This window comes from Streptomyces sp. NBC_00597 (assembly GCF_041431095.1).
Classification (GTDB): domain Bacteria; phylum Actinomycetota; class Actinomycetes; order Streptomycetales; family Streptomycetaceae; genus Streptomyces.
On record NZ_CP107757.1, the window covers coordinates 159,908 to 175,693 of the forward strand.

At 70.0% G+C, this 15,786-nt stretch carries 9 protein-coding genes; 6 read left to right on the forward strand and 3 right to left on the reverse strand.

Going from position 1 to position 15,786, the window contains the following annotated elements:
• Positions 1 to 27: 27 nt before the first annotated feature.
• The 4 genes from OG974_RS00620 to OG974_RS00635 are packed head-to-tail and all read left to right on the forward strand — an operon-like array spanning position 28 to position 4,503.
• Positions 28 to 2,610, forward strand: coding sequence for a sensor histidine kinase KdpD (locus OG974_RS00620; RefSeq protein WP_328764040.1), 2,583 nt, complete (start codon positions 28 to 30; stop codon positions 2,608 to 2,610).
• Complete coding sequence (locus tag OG974_RS00625; RefSeq protein WP_327278967.1) at positions 2,607 to 3,293, forward strand: response regulator; 687 nt, start codon at positions 2,607 to 2,609, stop codon at positions 3,291 to 3,293. Before OG974_RS00620 ends, OG974_RS00625 begins: the two co-directional genes overlap by 4 nt.
• A 25-nt stretch (positions 3,294 to 3,318) precedes the next feature.
• Positions 3,319 to 3,738, forward strand: a complete 420-nt coding sequence (locus tag OG974_RS00630) for an OB-fold nucleic acid binding domain-containing protein (protein WP_327278968.1) — start codon at positions 3,319 to 3,321, stop codon at positions 3,736 to 3,738.
• Positions 3,739 to 3,741: 3 nt separating this feature from the next.
• A complete protein-coding gene (locus OG974_RS00635) occupies positions 3,742 to 4,503 on the forward strand; it encodes a DUF3159 domain-containing protein (protein WP_328764041.1) in 762 nt (253 codons plus the stop codon).
• 166 nt (positions 4,504 to 4,669) lie between these two features.
• Here OG974_RS00635 and OG974_RS00640 read toward each other — a convergent pair whose 3' ends face one another.
• Together OG974_RS00640 and OG974_RS00645 are read right to left on the reverse strand one after the other, a co-directional pair.
• Positions 4,670 to 5,332 carry a TrkA family potassium uptake protein gene (locus tag OG974_RS00640; protein ID WP_053691455.1) on the reverse strand — a complete coding sequence of 221 codons (663 nt, stop codon included), beginning with the start codon at positions 5,330 to 5,332 and terminating at the stop codon, positions 4,670 to 4,672.
• Positions 5,329 to 5,997, reverse strand: a complete 669-nt coding sequence (locus tag OG974_RS00645; RefSeq protein WP_327278970.1) for a TrkA family potassium uptake protein — start codon at positions 5,995 to 5,997, stop codon at positions 5,329 to 5,331. The genes OG974_RS00640 and OG974_RS00645 overlap by 4 nt, the downstream gene beginning before the upstream one ends.
• 198 nt (positions 5,998 to 6,195) lie before the next feature.
• Between OG974_RS00645 and OG974_RS00650 the strand changes: the two genes are divergently transcribed.
• Complete coding sequence (locus OG974_RS00650; RefSeq protein ID WP_371645028.1) at positions 6,196 to 8,244, forward strand: APC family permease; 2,049 nt, start codon at positions 6,196 to 6,198, stop codon at positions 8,242 to 8,244.
• A gap of 109 nt (positions 8,245 to 8,353) precedes the next feature.
• Positions 8,354 to 9,685 carry a class I SAM-dependent RNA methyltransferase gene (locus tag OG974_RS00655; RefSeq protein WP_371645030.1) on the forward strand — a complete coding sequence of 444 codons (1,332 nt, stop codon included), beginning with the start codon at positions 8,354 to 8,356 and terminating at the stop codon, positions 9,683 to 9,685.
• Positions 9,686 to 10,192: 507 nt separating this feature from the next.
• Here OG974_RS00655 and OG974_RS00660 read toward each other — a convergent pair.
• A complete protein-coding gene (locus tag OG974_RS00660; RefSeq protein WP_371645032.1) occupies positions 10,193 to 15,670 on the reverse strand; it encodes an Ig-like domain repeat protein in 5,478 nt (1,825 codons plus the stop codon).
• Positions 15,671 to 15,786: the final 116 nt, after the last annotated feature.

The following is a 15,786-nucleotide window of genomic DNA, read 5'->3' on the forward strand; positions in this document are numbered from 1 at the left end:
GGCGGAAACGTCCCGGAGAATGGGCCCATGGGACGCGGCAAGCTACGGATCTACCTCGGCGCGGCACCCGGTGTGGGAAAGACGTACGCGATGCTCTCCGAGGGCCACCGCCGGGTGGAGCGGGGCGGCGACTGCGTCGTCGGCTTCGTCGAGCACCACGGGCGGCCGCGCACCGAGGTGATGCTGCACGGGCTCGAACGGGTGCCGCGCCGGGAGCTCTCGTACCGGGGCGCCGCCTTCACCGAGATGGACGTGGACGCGGTACTGGCGCGCCGGCCCGCCGTCGCGCTCGTGGACGAGCTCGCGCACACCAACGTGCCCGGCTCGCGCAACGCCAAGCGCTGGCAGGACGTCGAGGAGCTGCTGCGGGCGGGCATCGACGTCGTGTCCACCGTGAACATCCAGCACCTGGAGTCGCTCGGCGACGTGGTGGAGTCCATCACCGGGGTGCGGCAGCGCGAGACCGTGCCGGACGAGGTGGTGCGGCGGGCCGACCAGATCGAGCTCGTCGACATGTCCCCCCAGGCGCTGCGCCGGCGGATGGCCCACGGGAACATCTACCGGTCCGACAAGGTCGACGCGGCCCTGTCCAACTACTTCCGGCCCGGCAACCTCACCGCCCTGCGCGAGCTGGCGCTGTTGTGGGTGGCCGACCGGGCCGACGAGTACCTCCAGCAGTACCGGGGCGAGCACAACATCCGCTCCACCTGGCAGGCGCGTGAGCGGATCGTCGTGGGGCTCACGGGCGGCCCCGAGGGCCGGACGCTCATCCGCCGCGCCTCCCGGGTGGCGGCCAAGGGGTCCGGGAGCGAGATCCTGGCCGTCTACATCGCCCGCAGCGACGGGCTGACCGCGGCCTCGCCGAAGGAACTCGCGGTCCAGCGGACGCTGGTCGAGGATCTTGGCGGAACGTTTCACCATGTGATCGGCGACAACATCCCCGACGCGCTCCTCGAATTCGCCCGCGGGGTCAACGCCACCCAGATCGTGCTCGGCTCCAGCCGCCGCAAGGCCTGGCAGTACGTCTTCGGCCCCGGCGTCGGCGCCACCGTGGCCCGCGACTCGGGGCCCGACCTCGACGTGCACATCGTCACGCACGAGGAGGTCGCCCGGGGTCGAGGCCTGCCCGTGGTCCCCTCGGCGGCCCGGCTCGGGCGGCCCCGGATCATCGCCGGGTGGGTCGTCGGGATGGTCCTGCCCGCCCTGCTGGCCGTGCTGCTCACGCACGTGAACGCCGACCCGGGCCTCGCCAACGAGATGCTGCTGTTCCTGTCGCTGACCGTGGCCGCCGCCCTGCTGGGCGGACTCTGGCCGGCGCTGGCCTCGGCCGCCTTCGGCTCGCTGCTGCTGAACTACTACTTCGCCCCGCCAGTGCACCGGTTCACCGTCTCCGACCCGAAGAACATCGTGGCCATCGCCGTCTTCTTCGGGGTCGCGGTCTCCGTGGCCTCGGTGGTGGACCTGGCCGCCCGGCGCACCCACCAGGCGGCCCGGCTGCGCGCCGAGTCCGAGATCCTCTCCTTCCTGGCCGGCAGCGTGCTGCGCGGCGAGACCACGCTGGACGCGCTGCTGGAGCGGGTGCGCGAGACCTTCGCCATGGAGTCCGTGGCCCTCCTGGAGCGCACGAGCGACGTCGAGCCCTGGAGACCCGCCGGGAGCGTCGGACCGAGCCCGGCTGGCCGCCCCGAGGACGCCGATGTGGACATGCCCATCGGGGACCACATGGCGCTGGCCCTGTCCGGCCGGGTGCTGCCCGCCGAGGACCGTCGCGTGCTCGGTGCCTTCGCCGCCCAGGCCGCCGTCGTCCTGGACCGGCAGCGGCTGGTCGGGGAGGCCGAGGAGGCTCGGCGGCTGGCCGAGGGCAACCGGATCCGGACCGCGCTGCTGGCCGCCGTCAGCCATGACCTCCGTACGCCGCTCGCCTCCATCAAGGCGTCGGTGTCCTCCCTGCGCTCCGACGACGTGGACTGGTCCGAGGAGGACCGGGCCGAGCTCCTCGAAGGCATCGAGGACGGCGCCGACCGCCTCGACCACCTGGTCGGCAACCTGCTCGACATGTCCCGCCTCCAGACCGGCACCGTGACCCCGCTCATCCGCGAGATCGACCTCGACGAGGTGGTCCCGATGGCGCTGGGCGGCGTACCGGAGGACAGCGTGGTCCTCGACGTCCCGGAGACGCTGCCGATGGTGGCGGTGGACCCGGGGCTGTTGGAGCGGACCGTGGCCAACGTGGTGGAGAACGCCGTCAAGTACGCACCGGCCGGGGAGCGGGTGCTGGTCGCGGCCAGTTTCCTCGGCGACCGGGTCGAGGTGCGCGTCGTCGACCGCGGCCCCGGGGTGCCCGACGAGGCGAAGGACCGGATCTTCGCCCCCTTCCAGAGGCACGGGGACGCCCCGCGCGGCACCGGGGTCGGCCTCGGCCTCGCCGTGGCCCGCGGCTTCGCCGAGGCCATGGACGGCACCCTGGCGGCCGAGGACACGCCCGGCGGCGGTCTGACCATGGTGCTGACACTGCGCGCCGCGACGCGCGACAGTGAACACGCCGGCGCCCCTGCCGGCACCGGCCCCATCGCTCCCGACCCGATACGACAGAAAGCAGGACTTCAATGACCCGGGTGCTCGTGGTGGACGACGAACCGCAGATCGTCCGAGCCCTCGTGATCAATCTGAAGGCGCGCAAGTACGAGGTCGACGCCGCGGCGGACGGGGCCGGCGCCCTGGAACTCGCGGCCGCCCGCCACCCCGACGTGGTCGTCCTCGACCTGGGCCTGCCCGACATGGACGGCGTCGAGGTGATCAGGGGCCTGCGCGGCTGGACCCGGGTGCCGATCCTGGTCCTCTCGGCCCGGCACAGCTCCGACGAGAAGGTCGAGGCCCTGGACGCAGGGGCCGACGACTACGTCACCAAGCCCTTCGGCATGGACGAGCTGCTGGCGCGGCTGCGCGCCGCCGTCCGCCGGGCCGAGCCGGCGGCGGGCGCCGGCGAGGACGAGGTGCTCGTGGAGACCGACGGGTTCACGGTGGACCTGGCCGCCAAGAAGGCCGTGCGCGAGGGGCGCGACGTACGGCTCACACCCACCGAGTGGCACCTGTTGGAGGTGCTGGTCCGCAACGGCGGCAAGCTGGTCAGCCAGAAGCAGCTGTTGCAGGAGGTCTGGGGGCCCTCGTACGGCACCGAGACCAATTACCTGCGCGTCTACATGGCGCAGCTGCGGCGGAAACTGGAGGCGGACCCTTCGCACCCGCGGCACTTCATCACCGAACCGGGCATGGGATACCGCTTCGAGAGGTAGCGGGGGCGCCGGTACGCTTCCTGTTATGAGTGCTGAACCGCGTCCCGAGAAGTCCGTCAAGCCGGTCAGGCCGGCGGGCCGGTTCCGGCGGATGATAGAGCGGCTGTCCACCTCACAGGAGGAGCTGCATTCGGCGGAGCTGCAAGAGGACGCAGAAGCCGCGGGGTGTACGCGGATCTGCGACTCCCACGACCGCCAGATAGTCAAGGTGACGGGAACCCTGCGTACCGTCACCCTTCGGCCGCGCGCCGGAGTGCCCGCCCTGGAGGCGGAGCTCTTCGACGGCTCGGCGGCGCTGGACGTCGTGTGGCTCGGACGTCGCTCGATCGTGGGAATCGAACCGGGCCGGCGCATGATCGCCTCCGGGCGGATCTCCATGAGCCACGGCCGCCGGGTCCTCTTCAATCCGAAGTACGAACTCCGACCGCTCGGACAGGAGCACTAACCGGTGACGTCACTCGACAAACCGATCACCCCGGATCCCGCCGGCGAACCGTCCGCGGACCAGAAGGCCGTGACGCAGGCGGCGCTGTTCGACGCCTTCGGGGGCGTCCGGGGCACCGTGGAGACGATGCTCCCCGGCCTGCTCTTCGTGATGATCTACACGGTCAACAAGGACGTGAAGATGTCGGCGATCGCGGCGGGCGCGGTCGCCGTCCTGCTCGTGATCGTGCGGCTGCTGCGCAAGGACACCGTGAAGCACGCCTTCAGCGGGGTCTTCGGCGTGGGCGTCGGTGTGGCCTTCGCGCTGTTCACCGGTACCGCCAAGGGCTTCTACCTGCCCGGCATGATCTACGGCGCCGGGCTGGGCGTGGCCTTCACGCTGTCCGCGCTGGTCGGGTTCCCGCTGCTGGGCGTGATCCTGGGGCCGGTGTTCAAGGAGAACCTGTCCTGGCGGACCCGCAACCCCGGGCGGAAGAAGGCGTACACCAAGGCCAGCCTGGCCTGGGGGCTCATCTTCCTCGCGAAGTACGCGATCCTCTTCCCGCTGTACTGGTGGGGGGACGCGACGCAGTTGGGCTGGGTGCTGATCGCGCTCAAGCTGCCGCCGATGGTGCTGGCGGTGTACTTCACGTGGGTGTTCCTGGCGAAGGCGCCGCCGCCGATCGACGTGATCGCGGAGTGGGAAGCCAAGGAGGCCGCCGAGGAGGCCGCCAAAGAGGCCGCCAACGAGACCACCAAGGGCGCCGCGCGGCACCGCCGGACCTGACGCAAGAGAAGCCGGGCCCGGCGAAGGAGAAGCCGGGCCCGGCGTACGGGCGTCTGGCCTGACGTACGAGCGCCTGGCCTGACGTACGCAGGCCGGGCCTGACGTACGAAGGGGGCGGGCCGACCATCACATGGTCGGCCCGCCCCCTTCTGCGTGTCGCGTGCCGTCAGTGACGGGCCTGGAGGAGGTCCTCCAGCTGTTCCTCGCGGGCCTGGGCGGCCACGAAGAGCAGTTCGTCGCCCGGCTCCAGGGTTTCCTCCGCGTGCGGGGTCAGGACCCGGTTGCCGCGGATGATCGTGACCAGGGAGGTGTCCTCGGGCCAGGTGATCTCGCTGATCTGGGTCCCGGCGACCGAGGAGTCGGCGGGCAGGGTCAGCTCGACGAGGTTGGCGTCGCCGTGGCTGAAGCGCAGCAGGCGCACCAGGTCGCCGACGCTGACGGCTTCCTCGACCAGGGCCGACATCAGACGCGGGGTGGAAACCGCGACGTCGACGCCCCAGGACTCGTTGAAGAGCCACTCGTTCTTCGGGTTGTTGACCCGCGCCACGACCCGGGGGACCCCGTACTCGGTCTTGGCCAGGAGGGACACGACGAGGTTGACCTTGTCGTCGCCCGTGGCGGCGATGACGACGTTGCAGCGCTGCAGCGCGGCCTCGTCGAGCGAGGTGATCTCGCAGGCGTCGGCCAGCAGCCACTCGGCCTGCGGCACCCGCTCCACCGAGATGGCGGTCGGCGCCTTGTCGACGAGGAGCACCTCGTGCCCGTTCTCCAGCAGCTCGCCCGCGATGGAACGGCCCACCGCGCCGGCTCCGGCGATCGCGACCCTCATGCGTGTGCCTCCTCGGGGCCCTCGGCGAAGGACGCCTCGACCTTGTCGATCTCGTCCGTGCGCATCATCACGTGGACGAGGTCGCCCTCCTGCAGCACCGTCTGGGACGTCGGCAGCATGGCCTCGCCCAGTCGGGTGAGGAACGCCACGCGGACGCCGGTCTCCTCCTGCAGCTTGCTGACCTTGTGCCCGATCCACGCGGCGGAGGTGTGCACCTCGGCGAGCTGGACACCGCCGCTCGGGTCGCGCCACAGCGGCTCGGCCCCGGACGGCAGCAGCCGGCGCAGCATCTGGTCGGCGGTCCACCGCACGGTCGCGACGGTGGGGATGCCGAGGCGCTGGTAGACCTCGGCGCGCTTGGGGTCGTAGATGCGGGCGGCGACGTTCTCGACACCGAACATCTCGCGCGCCACACGGGCAGCGATGATGTTGGAATTGTCACCACTGCTGACCGCGGCGAATGCGCCCGCTTCCTCGATCCCGGCCTCGCGCAGCGTGTCCTGGTCGAAGCCGACCCCGGTGACGCGGCGGCCGCCGAATCCGGCTCCCAGCCGGCGGAATGCGGTGGGGTCCTGGTCGATGACGGCGACCGTATGCCCCTGCTGTTCCAAGGTCTGCGCGAGGGCGGAGCCCACTCTTCCGCAGCCCATAATGACGATGTGCACGGCCGTCCTTCCGGCTGTCAGCGCTCGCTGGTTCCCAGCCTCATTACATGCTCTGGCTTCACAGGGTCTCAGACCATGGCCCAAGCTACACACGGGCGGGTCCCCGTGTGACCTTTGCAGTGCAGACGGGGTCTCAATTGCCCTTGAATACCGCCGGGGGGTTCGTCAGCCGGATTTCGAACGCTTACGATCCTCTGCGTGTCCAAACTGACCGACGTGCCCAAACGGATCCTGATCGGCCGGGCGCTACGCAGCGACCGCCTCGGGGAAACCCTCCTCCCCAAGCGGATCGCCCTCCCTGTCTTCGCATCCGACCCGCTCTCCTCGGTGGCATATGCCCCCGGCGAAGTCCTGCTGGTCCTGTCGATCGCGGGTGTGTCGGCGTACCACTTCAGCCCCTGGATCGCGCTCGCGGTCGTCGTGCTGATGTTCACCGTGGTCGCGTCGTACCGCCAGAACGTCCACGCGTACCCCAGCGGCGGCGGCGACTACGAGGTCGCCAACACCAATCTGGGGCCGAGGGCCGGACTCACCGTGGCGAGCGCCCTGCTCGTCGACTACGTGCTGACCGTCGCCGTATCGATCTCCTCCGGAGTCGAGAACCTCGGTTCCGCCGTCGATTTCGTCATCGAGCACAAGGTGCTCTCGGCGATGATCATGATTCTGCTGCTCACGCTGATGAATCTGCGCGGAGTGAAGGAATCCGGGAAGCTCTTCGCCATTCCGACGTACGTGTTCGTCGGCGCCGTCTTCGTGATGATCGCCTGGGGAGCCTGGCGCGGGCTCGTCGCCGGCGACACCATGCAGGCCCCCACGGCACACTTGGAGATCAAGGCGGAACACCAGGGGCTCGCCGGCTTCGCGCTGGTCTTCCTGCTGCTGCGCGCCTTCTCCTCCGGATGTGCCGCCCTGACCGGCGTCGAGGCCATCAGCAACGGCGTCCCCGCCTTCCGCAAGCCCAAGAGCAAGAACGCCGCCACCACCCTCGCCCTGATGGGCGCCCTGGCGGTCACCATGTTCTGCGGGATCATCGGCCTGGCCATGGCCACCGACGTGAGGATGGCCGAGTCGCCCGCCACCAACCTGCTGGACAACGGCGTCCCCGTCGGCCCCGAGTTCGTCCAGCACCCGGTGATCTCCCAGGTGGCCGAGGCCGTCTTCGGCAACGGCAGCTTCCCGTTCATCGTGCTCGCGACCGCCACCGCGCTCGTCCTGTTCCTGGCCGCCAACACCGCGTACAACGGCTTCCCGCTGCTCGGCTCGATCCTCGCGCAGGACCGCTACCTGCCGCGCCAGCTGCACACCCGCGGTGACCGGCTCGCCTTCTCGAACGGCATCGTGCTGCTCGCCGGCGCGGCCATGCTGCTCGTGTGGATCTACGACGCCGACTCCACCAAGCTGATCCAGCTCTACATCGTCGGCGTGTTCGTCTCCTTCACGCTGAGCCAGATCGGCATGGTCCGGCACTGGAACCGCCACCTGCGGAGCGAGACGGACCAAACCGCGCGGCGCCGCATGCACCGCTCCCGGGCGATCAACACCTTCGGCGCGTTCTTCACCGGCATGGTGCTGGTCGTCGTCCTGGCCACCAAGTTCACGCACGGCGCATGGGTCGCCCTGCTGGGCATGGTGATCTTCTACGGCGTGATGACCGCGATCCGCAAGCACTACGACCGGGTCTCCGCCGAGATCGCCGCCGCCGAGGGCCCCAGCGACGACAGCGTGCGGCCCTCCCGGGTCCACTCGATCGTCCTGGTCTCCAAGGTGCACAAGCCCACACTGCGCGCCCTGGCCTTCGCCAAGCTGACCCGCTCGGACACCCTGGAGGCGCTCAGCATCAGCGTCGACACTGCCGAGACCAAGGCGCTGAGGGAGGAGTGGGAGCGGCGCGGGATCAACGTACCGCTCAAGATCCTCGACTCCCCGTACCGCGAGATCACCCGCCCGGTGATCGAGTACGTGAAGGGCCTGCGCAGCGAGAACCCGCGCGACGCCGTCAGCGTGTACATCCCCGAGTACGTCGTCGGCCGCTGGTACGAGCACCTGCTGCACAACCAGAGCGCGCTGCGGCTCAAGGGCCGCCTGCTGTTCACCCCCGGCGTGATGGTCACCTCGGTGCCCTACCAGCTGGAGTCCTCGGAGCTCGCGAAGAGGCGGGCGAAGAAGCGCCAGGAGTGGAACGCCCCGGGCGCGGTGCGCCGCGGACCGGTGGACACCCCGCGCCCGAAGGACCGCGCGGGGAAGTAGCGCGGGGAAGTAGCACGACGCAGGGCTGGTGAACGGCCGGACGAGATCCACGTAAACTGGTGGGTCGGTCGTCCGGCCGTTCCCATTTAAGTTTTGGAGTCTCCCCACCATGACCGAGCAGAACGAGAAGCAGTCACTGGTCGGGGAGGAGTACGAGGTCGAGGTCGGCCCCGTCGCACACGGCGGCCACTGCATCGCCCGGACGTCCGACGGCCGCGTCCTCTTCGTCCGCCACACCCTGCCCGGCGAGAAGATCGTCGCGCGCGTCACGGAGGGCGAGGCGGACTCCCGCTTCCTGCGCGCCGACGCGGTCACCGTCCTGGAGGCCTCCAAGGACCGCGTCGAGGCCCCCTGCCCGTACGCCGGCCCCGGCAAGTGCGGCGGCTGCGACTGGCAGCACGCCAAGCCGGGCGCCCAGCGCCGACTCAAGGGCGAGGTCGTCGCCGAGCAGCTGAAGCGGCTCGCCGGACTGACCCCCGAGGAGGCCGGCTGGGACGGCACGGTCATGCCGGCCGAGGGCGACAAGCTCCCGGCGGGCCAGGTCCCGCAGTGGCGCACCCGCGTCCAGTACGCCATCGACGAGACCGGCCGCGCGGGCCTGCGCAAGCACCGCTCGCACGACATCGAGCCGGTCGACCACTGCATGATCGCGGCGCCGGGCGTCAGCGAGCTCGGCATCGAGAAGCAGGACTGGCCCCAGATGGCCACGGTCGAGGCGATCGCCGCGACCGGCTCCCAGGACCGCCAGGTCGTCCTGACCCCGCGCCCGGGCGGCCGCCTTCCGCTGGTCGAGCTCGACAAGCCGGTCTCGGTCCTGCGCGTCGAGGAGAAGGACGGCGGCGTCCACCGCGTCCACGGCCGCCCCTTCGTCCGCGAGCGCGCGGACGGCCGCACCTACCGCGTCGGCATGGGCGGCTTCTGGCAGGTCCACCCGCAGGCCGCCGACACCCTGATCAAGGCCGTCATGCAGGGCCTGATGCCGCGCAAGGGCGAGATGGCCCTCGACCTCTACTGCGGCGTCGGCATCTTCGCCGGAGCCCTCGCCGAACGCCTCGGCGAGACCGGCGCCGTCCTCGGCATCGAGTCCACGAAGCGCGCGGTCGAGGACGCCCGGCACAACCTGGAGGACTTCCCCCGGGTCCGCATCGAGCAGGGCAAGGTCGAGTCGGTCCTCCCGAAGACCGGGATCACCGAGTGCGACCTGGTCGTCCTGGACCCGCCGCGCGCGGGTGCGGGCAAGCAGACGGTCCGCCACATCGCGGGCCTCTCGGCCCGCCGCATCGCGTACGTGGCCTGCGACCCGGCGGCCCTGGCCCGCGACCTGGGCTACTTCAAGGACAACGGCTACCGAGTCCGCACCCTCCGCGTCTTCGACCTCTTCCCGATGACCCACCACGTGGAGTGCGTGGCCATCCTGGAGCCGGTGGCGAAGGGCGTCTGACTGCGGATCCGCGGTCTGGGCGTCGCTCGACAGGCTTCCGGTCGGCCACTGGGCAGAGACGAATTCCGTGCGTCGAGCGATCTGAACGGCGAATGACGGCGTTGGCCCTGTTCTGGAGTGGTCGGCTGTAATGGGCGTGCAGGGCCCGGCGCTCTGCACCGCCGGCCGAATGCTGAGCCGGTGCGGAGGGGGCGCGGTCACCGCTCCTGTGACCCGGACACAGACGGAACGCGATGAGCGGTGGGCGTGGGACGGATCAACGCGGCCCCTTGCCGTCGCGGTTGGTCAGCCGGACTGGAGGCGGGACACAGCGACCGTGCGCTGCCGGCGCAGGGCGACCCGCGCAGCGGGCCGGGGCGACGCCGAGTCCCTCGTCGGCGCCGCCCCGGTTCATCTCCAAGTACCACGTGTGTCTTCATGGCCGTCGGCTGACCGGGGCGGCGACCCTGCCTCGGTCAGCCGGCTCCACCCCGGCCCGTGGCTCCCGGAGCGGCGACCGGCGTGCCGTCAGGGAAGGAGCGGGAAGAGGACGGGTGTCAGTGGCGCCGACACGGAGGACGAGGCGTAGCAGCTCGTCCCCGCGAAGGACGCGGTGTAGCTCGTCGCCGTGATCACCGTGCTGGGAACCGTCAGCATCGGCGGGGCCAGTGTCGCCACCCCACTGGCGTTGGTGAGCGCGGTCCCGAGGACGATGGGCATGGGCAGCGTGTTCGCCTTGAAGGTGACCAGCTGTCCCGCGAGCGGAGCGGCGCTGGAGGTGACCTTGAGCGTGGCGCTCATCGACGGGATGACGAACGTGCCGTTCGTCCGCAGGCGGATCTGCGCCGGGGCAGCCGTCAGCGTCGTGGGAGCCGGGGTCACGGTCAGGTTCGCCGCGGCGGCGGAGGGACTGTGGCAGGGGCCTCCGTTGTAGACGGCGGTCACCTTGCCGCTGGTGCCTGCGGTGGTGGTGACGCAGGCCTTGCCGCTCGCGTTGAGCGCCACGGTCTGGCTGAAGCCGCCGGGACCGCTGAAGGTCACCGTCCCGGTGGGGGTGCCGCTGCCCGGCGCGTTGGTCGTGACTGTGGCGCAGAACGTCACCGGCTGGCCGCAGACCGCGGGGTTGGGGGTGATGGTGAGCGCGGTCGTGGTCTGGGCGTTGTTCACGGTCACGCCCGCCGTGCCCGTCGACGGCGTGAAGCATCCGTTGCCGTTGTAGACGGCCGTGACCGTGCCGCTGGTGAGGCTGCTCGTGGTGACGCATGCCGTGCCGCCGGGGTTCAGTGGCACCGTGGTGTTCAGTCCGGCCCCGGTGAAGGTGATGGTTCCGGTGGGGGTGCCGCTGCCGGGTGCCATTGCGGTGACGGTGGCGCATACGGTTACGGTCTGGCCGCATACCGAGGGGTTGGGGTTCACCGACACGGTGGTGGTGCTGGCTGCCTGGTTGACCGTCACCGGTGCGGTGCCGGTCGATGAGGAGAGGCATCCGTTGCCGTTGTAGACGGCCGTGACCGTGCCGCTGGTGAGGCTGCTGGTGGTGACGCATGCCGTGCCGCCGGCGTTCAGTGGCACTGTCGTGTTCAGTCCGGCCCCGGTGAAGGTGATGGTTCCGGTGGGGGTGCCGCTGCCGGGTGCCATTGCGGTGACGGTGGCGCATACGGTTACGGTCTGGCCGCATACCGAGGGGTTGGGGTTCACCGACACGGTGGTGGTGCTGGCTGCCTGGTTGACCGTCACCGGTGCGGTGCCGGTCGATGAGGAGAGGCATCCGTTGCCGTTGTAGACGGCCGTGACCGTGCCGCTGGTGAGGCTGCTGGTGGTGACGCATGCCGTGCCGCCGGCGTTCAGTGGCACTGTCGTGTTCAGTCCGGCCCCGGTGAAGGTGACGGTTCCGGTGGGGGTGCCGCTGCCGGGTGCCACCGCGGTGACCGTGGCGCACACGGTCACGGACTCGCCGCATACCGAGGGGTTGGGGTCCACCGTCACCGACACCGTGCTGGCCGCCGGGTTGACCGTCACGTCGAAGGTCCCGGTCGAGTCCGCGAAGCAGGAGTCACCGTTGTAGGTGGCCGAGTAGGTGCCGCTGGTGAGGCTGCTGGTGGTCAGGCATGCCGTGCCGCCCGTGTCCAGCGCCAGTGTCACGTTGAGTCCGCCGGGGCCGGTGAAGGTGATGGTTCCGGTGGGGGTGCCGCTGCCGGGTGCCATTGCGGTGACGGTGGCGCACACGGTTACGGTCTGGCCGCATACCGAGGGGTTGGGGTCCACCGTCACCGACACCGTGCTGGCTGCCTGGTTGACGGTCACCGGTGCGGTGCCGGTCGACGAGGAGAGGCATCCGTCGCCGTTGTAGACGGCTGTGACCGTGCCGGTTTCCAGCGTGGTCGTGGTGACGCATGCTGTGCCGTCGGGGTTCAGTGGCACTGTCGTGTTCAGTCCGGCCCCGGTGAAGGTGATGGTTCCGGTGGGGGTGCCGCTGCCGGGTGCCATTGCGGTGACGGTGGCGCATACGGTTACGGTCTGGCCGCATACCGAAGGGTTGGGGTTCACCGACACGGTGGTGGTGCTGGCTGCCTGGTTGACCGTCACCGGTGCGGTGCCGGTCGATGAGGAGAGGCATCCGTTGCCGTTGTAGACGGCTGTGACCGTGCCGGTTTCCAGCGTGGTCGTGGTGACGCATGCTGTGCCGTCGGGGTTCAGTGGCACCGTGGTGTTCAGTCCGGCCCCGGTGAAGGTGATGGTTCCGGTGGGGGTGCCGCTGCCGGGTGCCATTGCGGTGACGGTGGCGCACACGGTTACGGTCTGGCCGCATACCGAGGGGTTGGGGTCCACCGACACGGTGGTGGTGCTGGCTGCCGGGTTGACCGTCACGTCGAAGGTCCCGGTCGAGCCGGTGAAACACGTGTCCCCGCCGTAGGTGACGGTGACGGTGCCGGTTTCCAGCGTGGTCGTGGTGACGCATGCTGTGCCGTCGGGGTTCAGTGGCACCGTCTCGTTGAGTCCGCCGGGGCCGGTGAAGGTGATGGTTCCGGTGGGGGTGCCGCTGCCGGGTGCCACTGCGGTGACGGTGGCGCATACGGTTACGGTCTGGCCGCATACCGAGGGGTTGGGGTCCACCGTCACCGACACCGTGCTGGCTGCCGGGTTGACCGTCACGTCGAAGGTCCCGGTCGAGTCCGCGAAGCAGGAGTCACCGTTGTAGGTGGCCGAGTAGGTGCCGCTGGTGAGGCTGCTGGTGGTCAGGCATGCCGTGCCGCCCGTGTCCAGCGCCAGTGTCACGTTGAGTCCGCCGGGGCCGGTGAAGGTGACGGTTCCGGTGGGGGTGCCGCTGCCGGGTGCCACGGCGGCGACCGTGGCGCACACCGTTACGGTCTGGCCGCATACCGACGGGTTGGGGTCCACAGACACCGACACCGTGCTGGCTGCCGGGTTGACCGTCGCGTCGAAGGTCCCGGTCGAGCCGGTGAAACACGTGTCCCCGCCGTAGGTGACGGTGACGGTGCCGGTTTCCAGCACGGTGGTGGTGACGCATGCTGTGCCGTCGGGGTTCAGTGGCACGGTTTCGTTGAGTCCGCCGGGGCCGGTGAAGGTGACGGTTCCGGTGGGGGTGCCGCTGCCGGGTGCCACGGCGGCGACCGTGGCGCACACGGTTACGGTCTGGCCGCATACCGACGGGTTGGGGTCCACCGACACCGACACCGTGCTCGACGCCTGGTTGACCGTCACGTCCAGTGAGCCTGTCGACGGCAGGAAGCAGGTATCGCCCGTATAGGTGACGGTGACCGTGCCGGTTTCCAGGGTGGTGGTGACGCATGCTGTGCCGTCGGGGTTCAGTGGCACCGTCTCGTTGAGTCCGCCGGCCCCGGTGAAGGTGACGGTTCCGGTGGGGGTGCCGCTGCCGGGTGCCACCGCGGTGACCGTGGCGCACACGGTTACGGTCTGGCCGCATACCGAGGGGTTGGGGTCCACAGACACCGACACCGCACTGGTCGCCGAATTGACCGCCACATCCGCGGTGCCGGTCGACGGCGTGAAGCATCCGTCGCCGTTGTAGACGGCTGTGACGGTGCCGGTTTCCAGCACGGTGGTGGTGACGCATGCTGTGCCGTCGGGGTTCAGTGGCACGGTTTCGTTGAGTCCGCCGGGGCCGGTGAAGGTGATGGTTCCGGTGGGGGTGCCGCTGCCGGGTGCCACTGCGGTGACGGTGGCGCATACGGTTACGGTCTGGCCGCATACCGAGGGGTTGGGGTTCACCGACACGGTGGTGGTGCTGGCTGCCTGGTTGACCGTCACCGGTGCGGTGCCGGTCGATGAGGAGAGGCATCCGTTGCCGTTGTAGACGGCCGTGACGGTGCCGGTTTCCAGCGTGGTCGTGGTGACGCATGCTGTGCCGTCGGGGTTCAGTGGCACGGTTTCGTTGAGTCCGCCGGGGCCGGTGAAGGTGATGGTTCCGGTGGGGGTGCCGCTGCCGGGTGCCACCGCGGTGACGGTGGCGCACACGGTTACGGTCTGGCCGCATACCGAGGGGTTGGGGTCCACAGACACCGACACCGTGCTGGCTGCCGGGTTGACCGTCGCGTCGAAGGTCCCGGTCGAGCCGGTGAAACACGTGTCCCCGCCGTAGGTGACGGTGACGGTGCCGGTTTCCAGCACGGTGGTGGTGACGCATGCTGTGCCGTCGGGGTTCAGGGGCACGGTTTCGTTGAGTCCGCCGGGGCCGGTGAAGGTGATGGTTCCGGTGGGGGTGCCGCTGCCGGGTGCCATTGCGGTGACGGTGGCGCATACGGTTACGGTCTGGCCGCATACCGAGGGGTTGGGGTCCACCGTCACCGACACCGTGCTGGCTGCCGGGTTGACCGTCGCGTCGAAGGTCCCGGTCGAGCCGGTGAAACACGTGTCCCCGCCGTAGGTGACGGTGACGGTGCCGGTTTCCAGCGTGGTCGTGGTGACGCATGCTGTGCCGTCGGGGTTCAGTGGCACCGTCTCGTTGAGTCCGCCGGGGCCGGTGAAGGTGATGGTTCCGGTGGGGGTGCCGCTGCCGGGTGCCACCGCGGTGACCGTGGCGCACACGGTCACGGACTCGCCGCATACCGACGGGTTGGGGTCCACAGACACCGACACCGTGCTGGCTGCCGGGTTGACCGTCACGTCGAAGGTCCCGGTCGCGCTTGCATAGCACTCGTCGCCGCCGTAGGTGACGGTGACCGTGCCGGTTTCCAGCACGGTGGTGGTGACGCACGCCATGCCGCTCGCGTCCAGCGACACCGTCTCGTTGAGCCCGCCGGGACCGGCGAAGGTCACCGAGCCCGACGGGTTGCCGACGCCCGACGAGACCGACGCCACGGTGACACAGAGCGTCACCGTCTCACCGCACACCGACGGGTTGGGGTCCGCCGAGACGTCGACCGAGACGGGCGCGTGGTTGACGACGTGGAGCGTCAGGGGGGAGTTCGACCCGTCGAAGTCCGCGTCGCCGGTGTAGAAGGCGGCTGCCTGGTGGAAGCCGACGTCCAGGTTGCTGATGCTGACCTGTGCCTGCCCGTTCACGTCCACGGGGGCGGACAGCACCGGACCGTCGTCGCTGACGATGAAGGACACCAGCCCGGTGGGGGTTCCCGCGCCCGGCGGAATGGGGGTCACCTGGGCGGTGAAGGTCACCGTCTCGCCGCAGACCGAGGGTTCGGGGTCGAAGGACAGCGTGGTGGTGGTGTTCGCGAGGGTGACTTCCTGGGTGTCCGCTCCCGTGGACGGGTCGTACTCTGCGTCGCCCGAGTAGTCGGCCTCCACCCCGTGGAGACCGACCTCCAGATCGCTGGTCGTGTACTGTGCCTGGCCGCTCGTGTCGAGCGGCACCGTCGTGACGGACACGCCGTCGACGACGAATTCGACGCTGCCGGTCGGGGTGGGGCCGCCGGCGAGTTCCGGCTGGACGGTGGCGGTGAAGGTGACCGCCTGGCCGAAGACGGATGGATCCGGTGCAGAGGTCACGGTGGTGATCGAACTGGCCATGGTATGGCTCCCTTTCGGATGACCCACGAAAGCAGACGATTTCCTTCACCCGTATGGCGGAGCGTGGAACGCACGCGGAAAACCTGGTGCGGCGTTCTGGAAGGAGCCCTTAGTCC

Coding starts and splice junctions, on each gene's coding strand:
- OG974_RS00620 (WP_328764040.1), top strand. CDS start 28: ATGGGACGCGGCAAGCTACGGATCTACCTCGGCGCGGCACCCGGTGTG.
- OG974_RS00625 (WP_327278967.1), top strand. CDS start 2,607: ATGACCCGGGTGCTCGTGGTGGACGACGAACCGCAGATCGTCCGAGCC.
- OG974_RS00630 (WP_327278968.1), top strand. CDS start 3,319: ATGAGTGCTGAACCGCGTCCCGAGAAGTCCGTCAAGCCGGTCAGGCCG.
- OG974_RS00640 (WP_053691455.1), bottom strand. CDS start 5,332: ATGAGGGTCGCGATCGCCGGAGCCGGCGCGGTGGGCCGTTCCATCGCG.
- OG974_RS00655 (WP_371645030.1), top strand. CDS start 8,354: ATGACCGAGCAGAACGAGAAGCAGTCACTGGTCGGGGAGGAGTACGAG.
- OG974_RS00660 (WP_371645032.1), bottom strand. CDS start 15,670: ATGGCCAGTTCGATCACCACCGTGACCTCTGCACCGGATCCATCCGTC.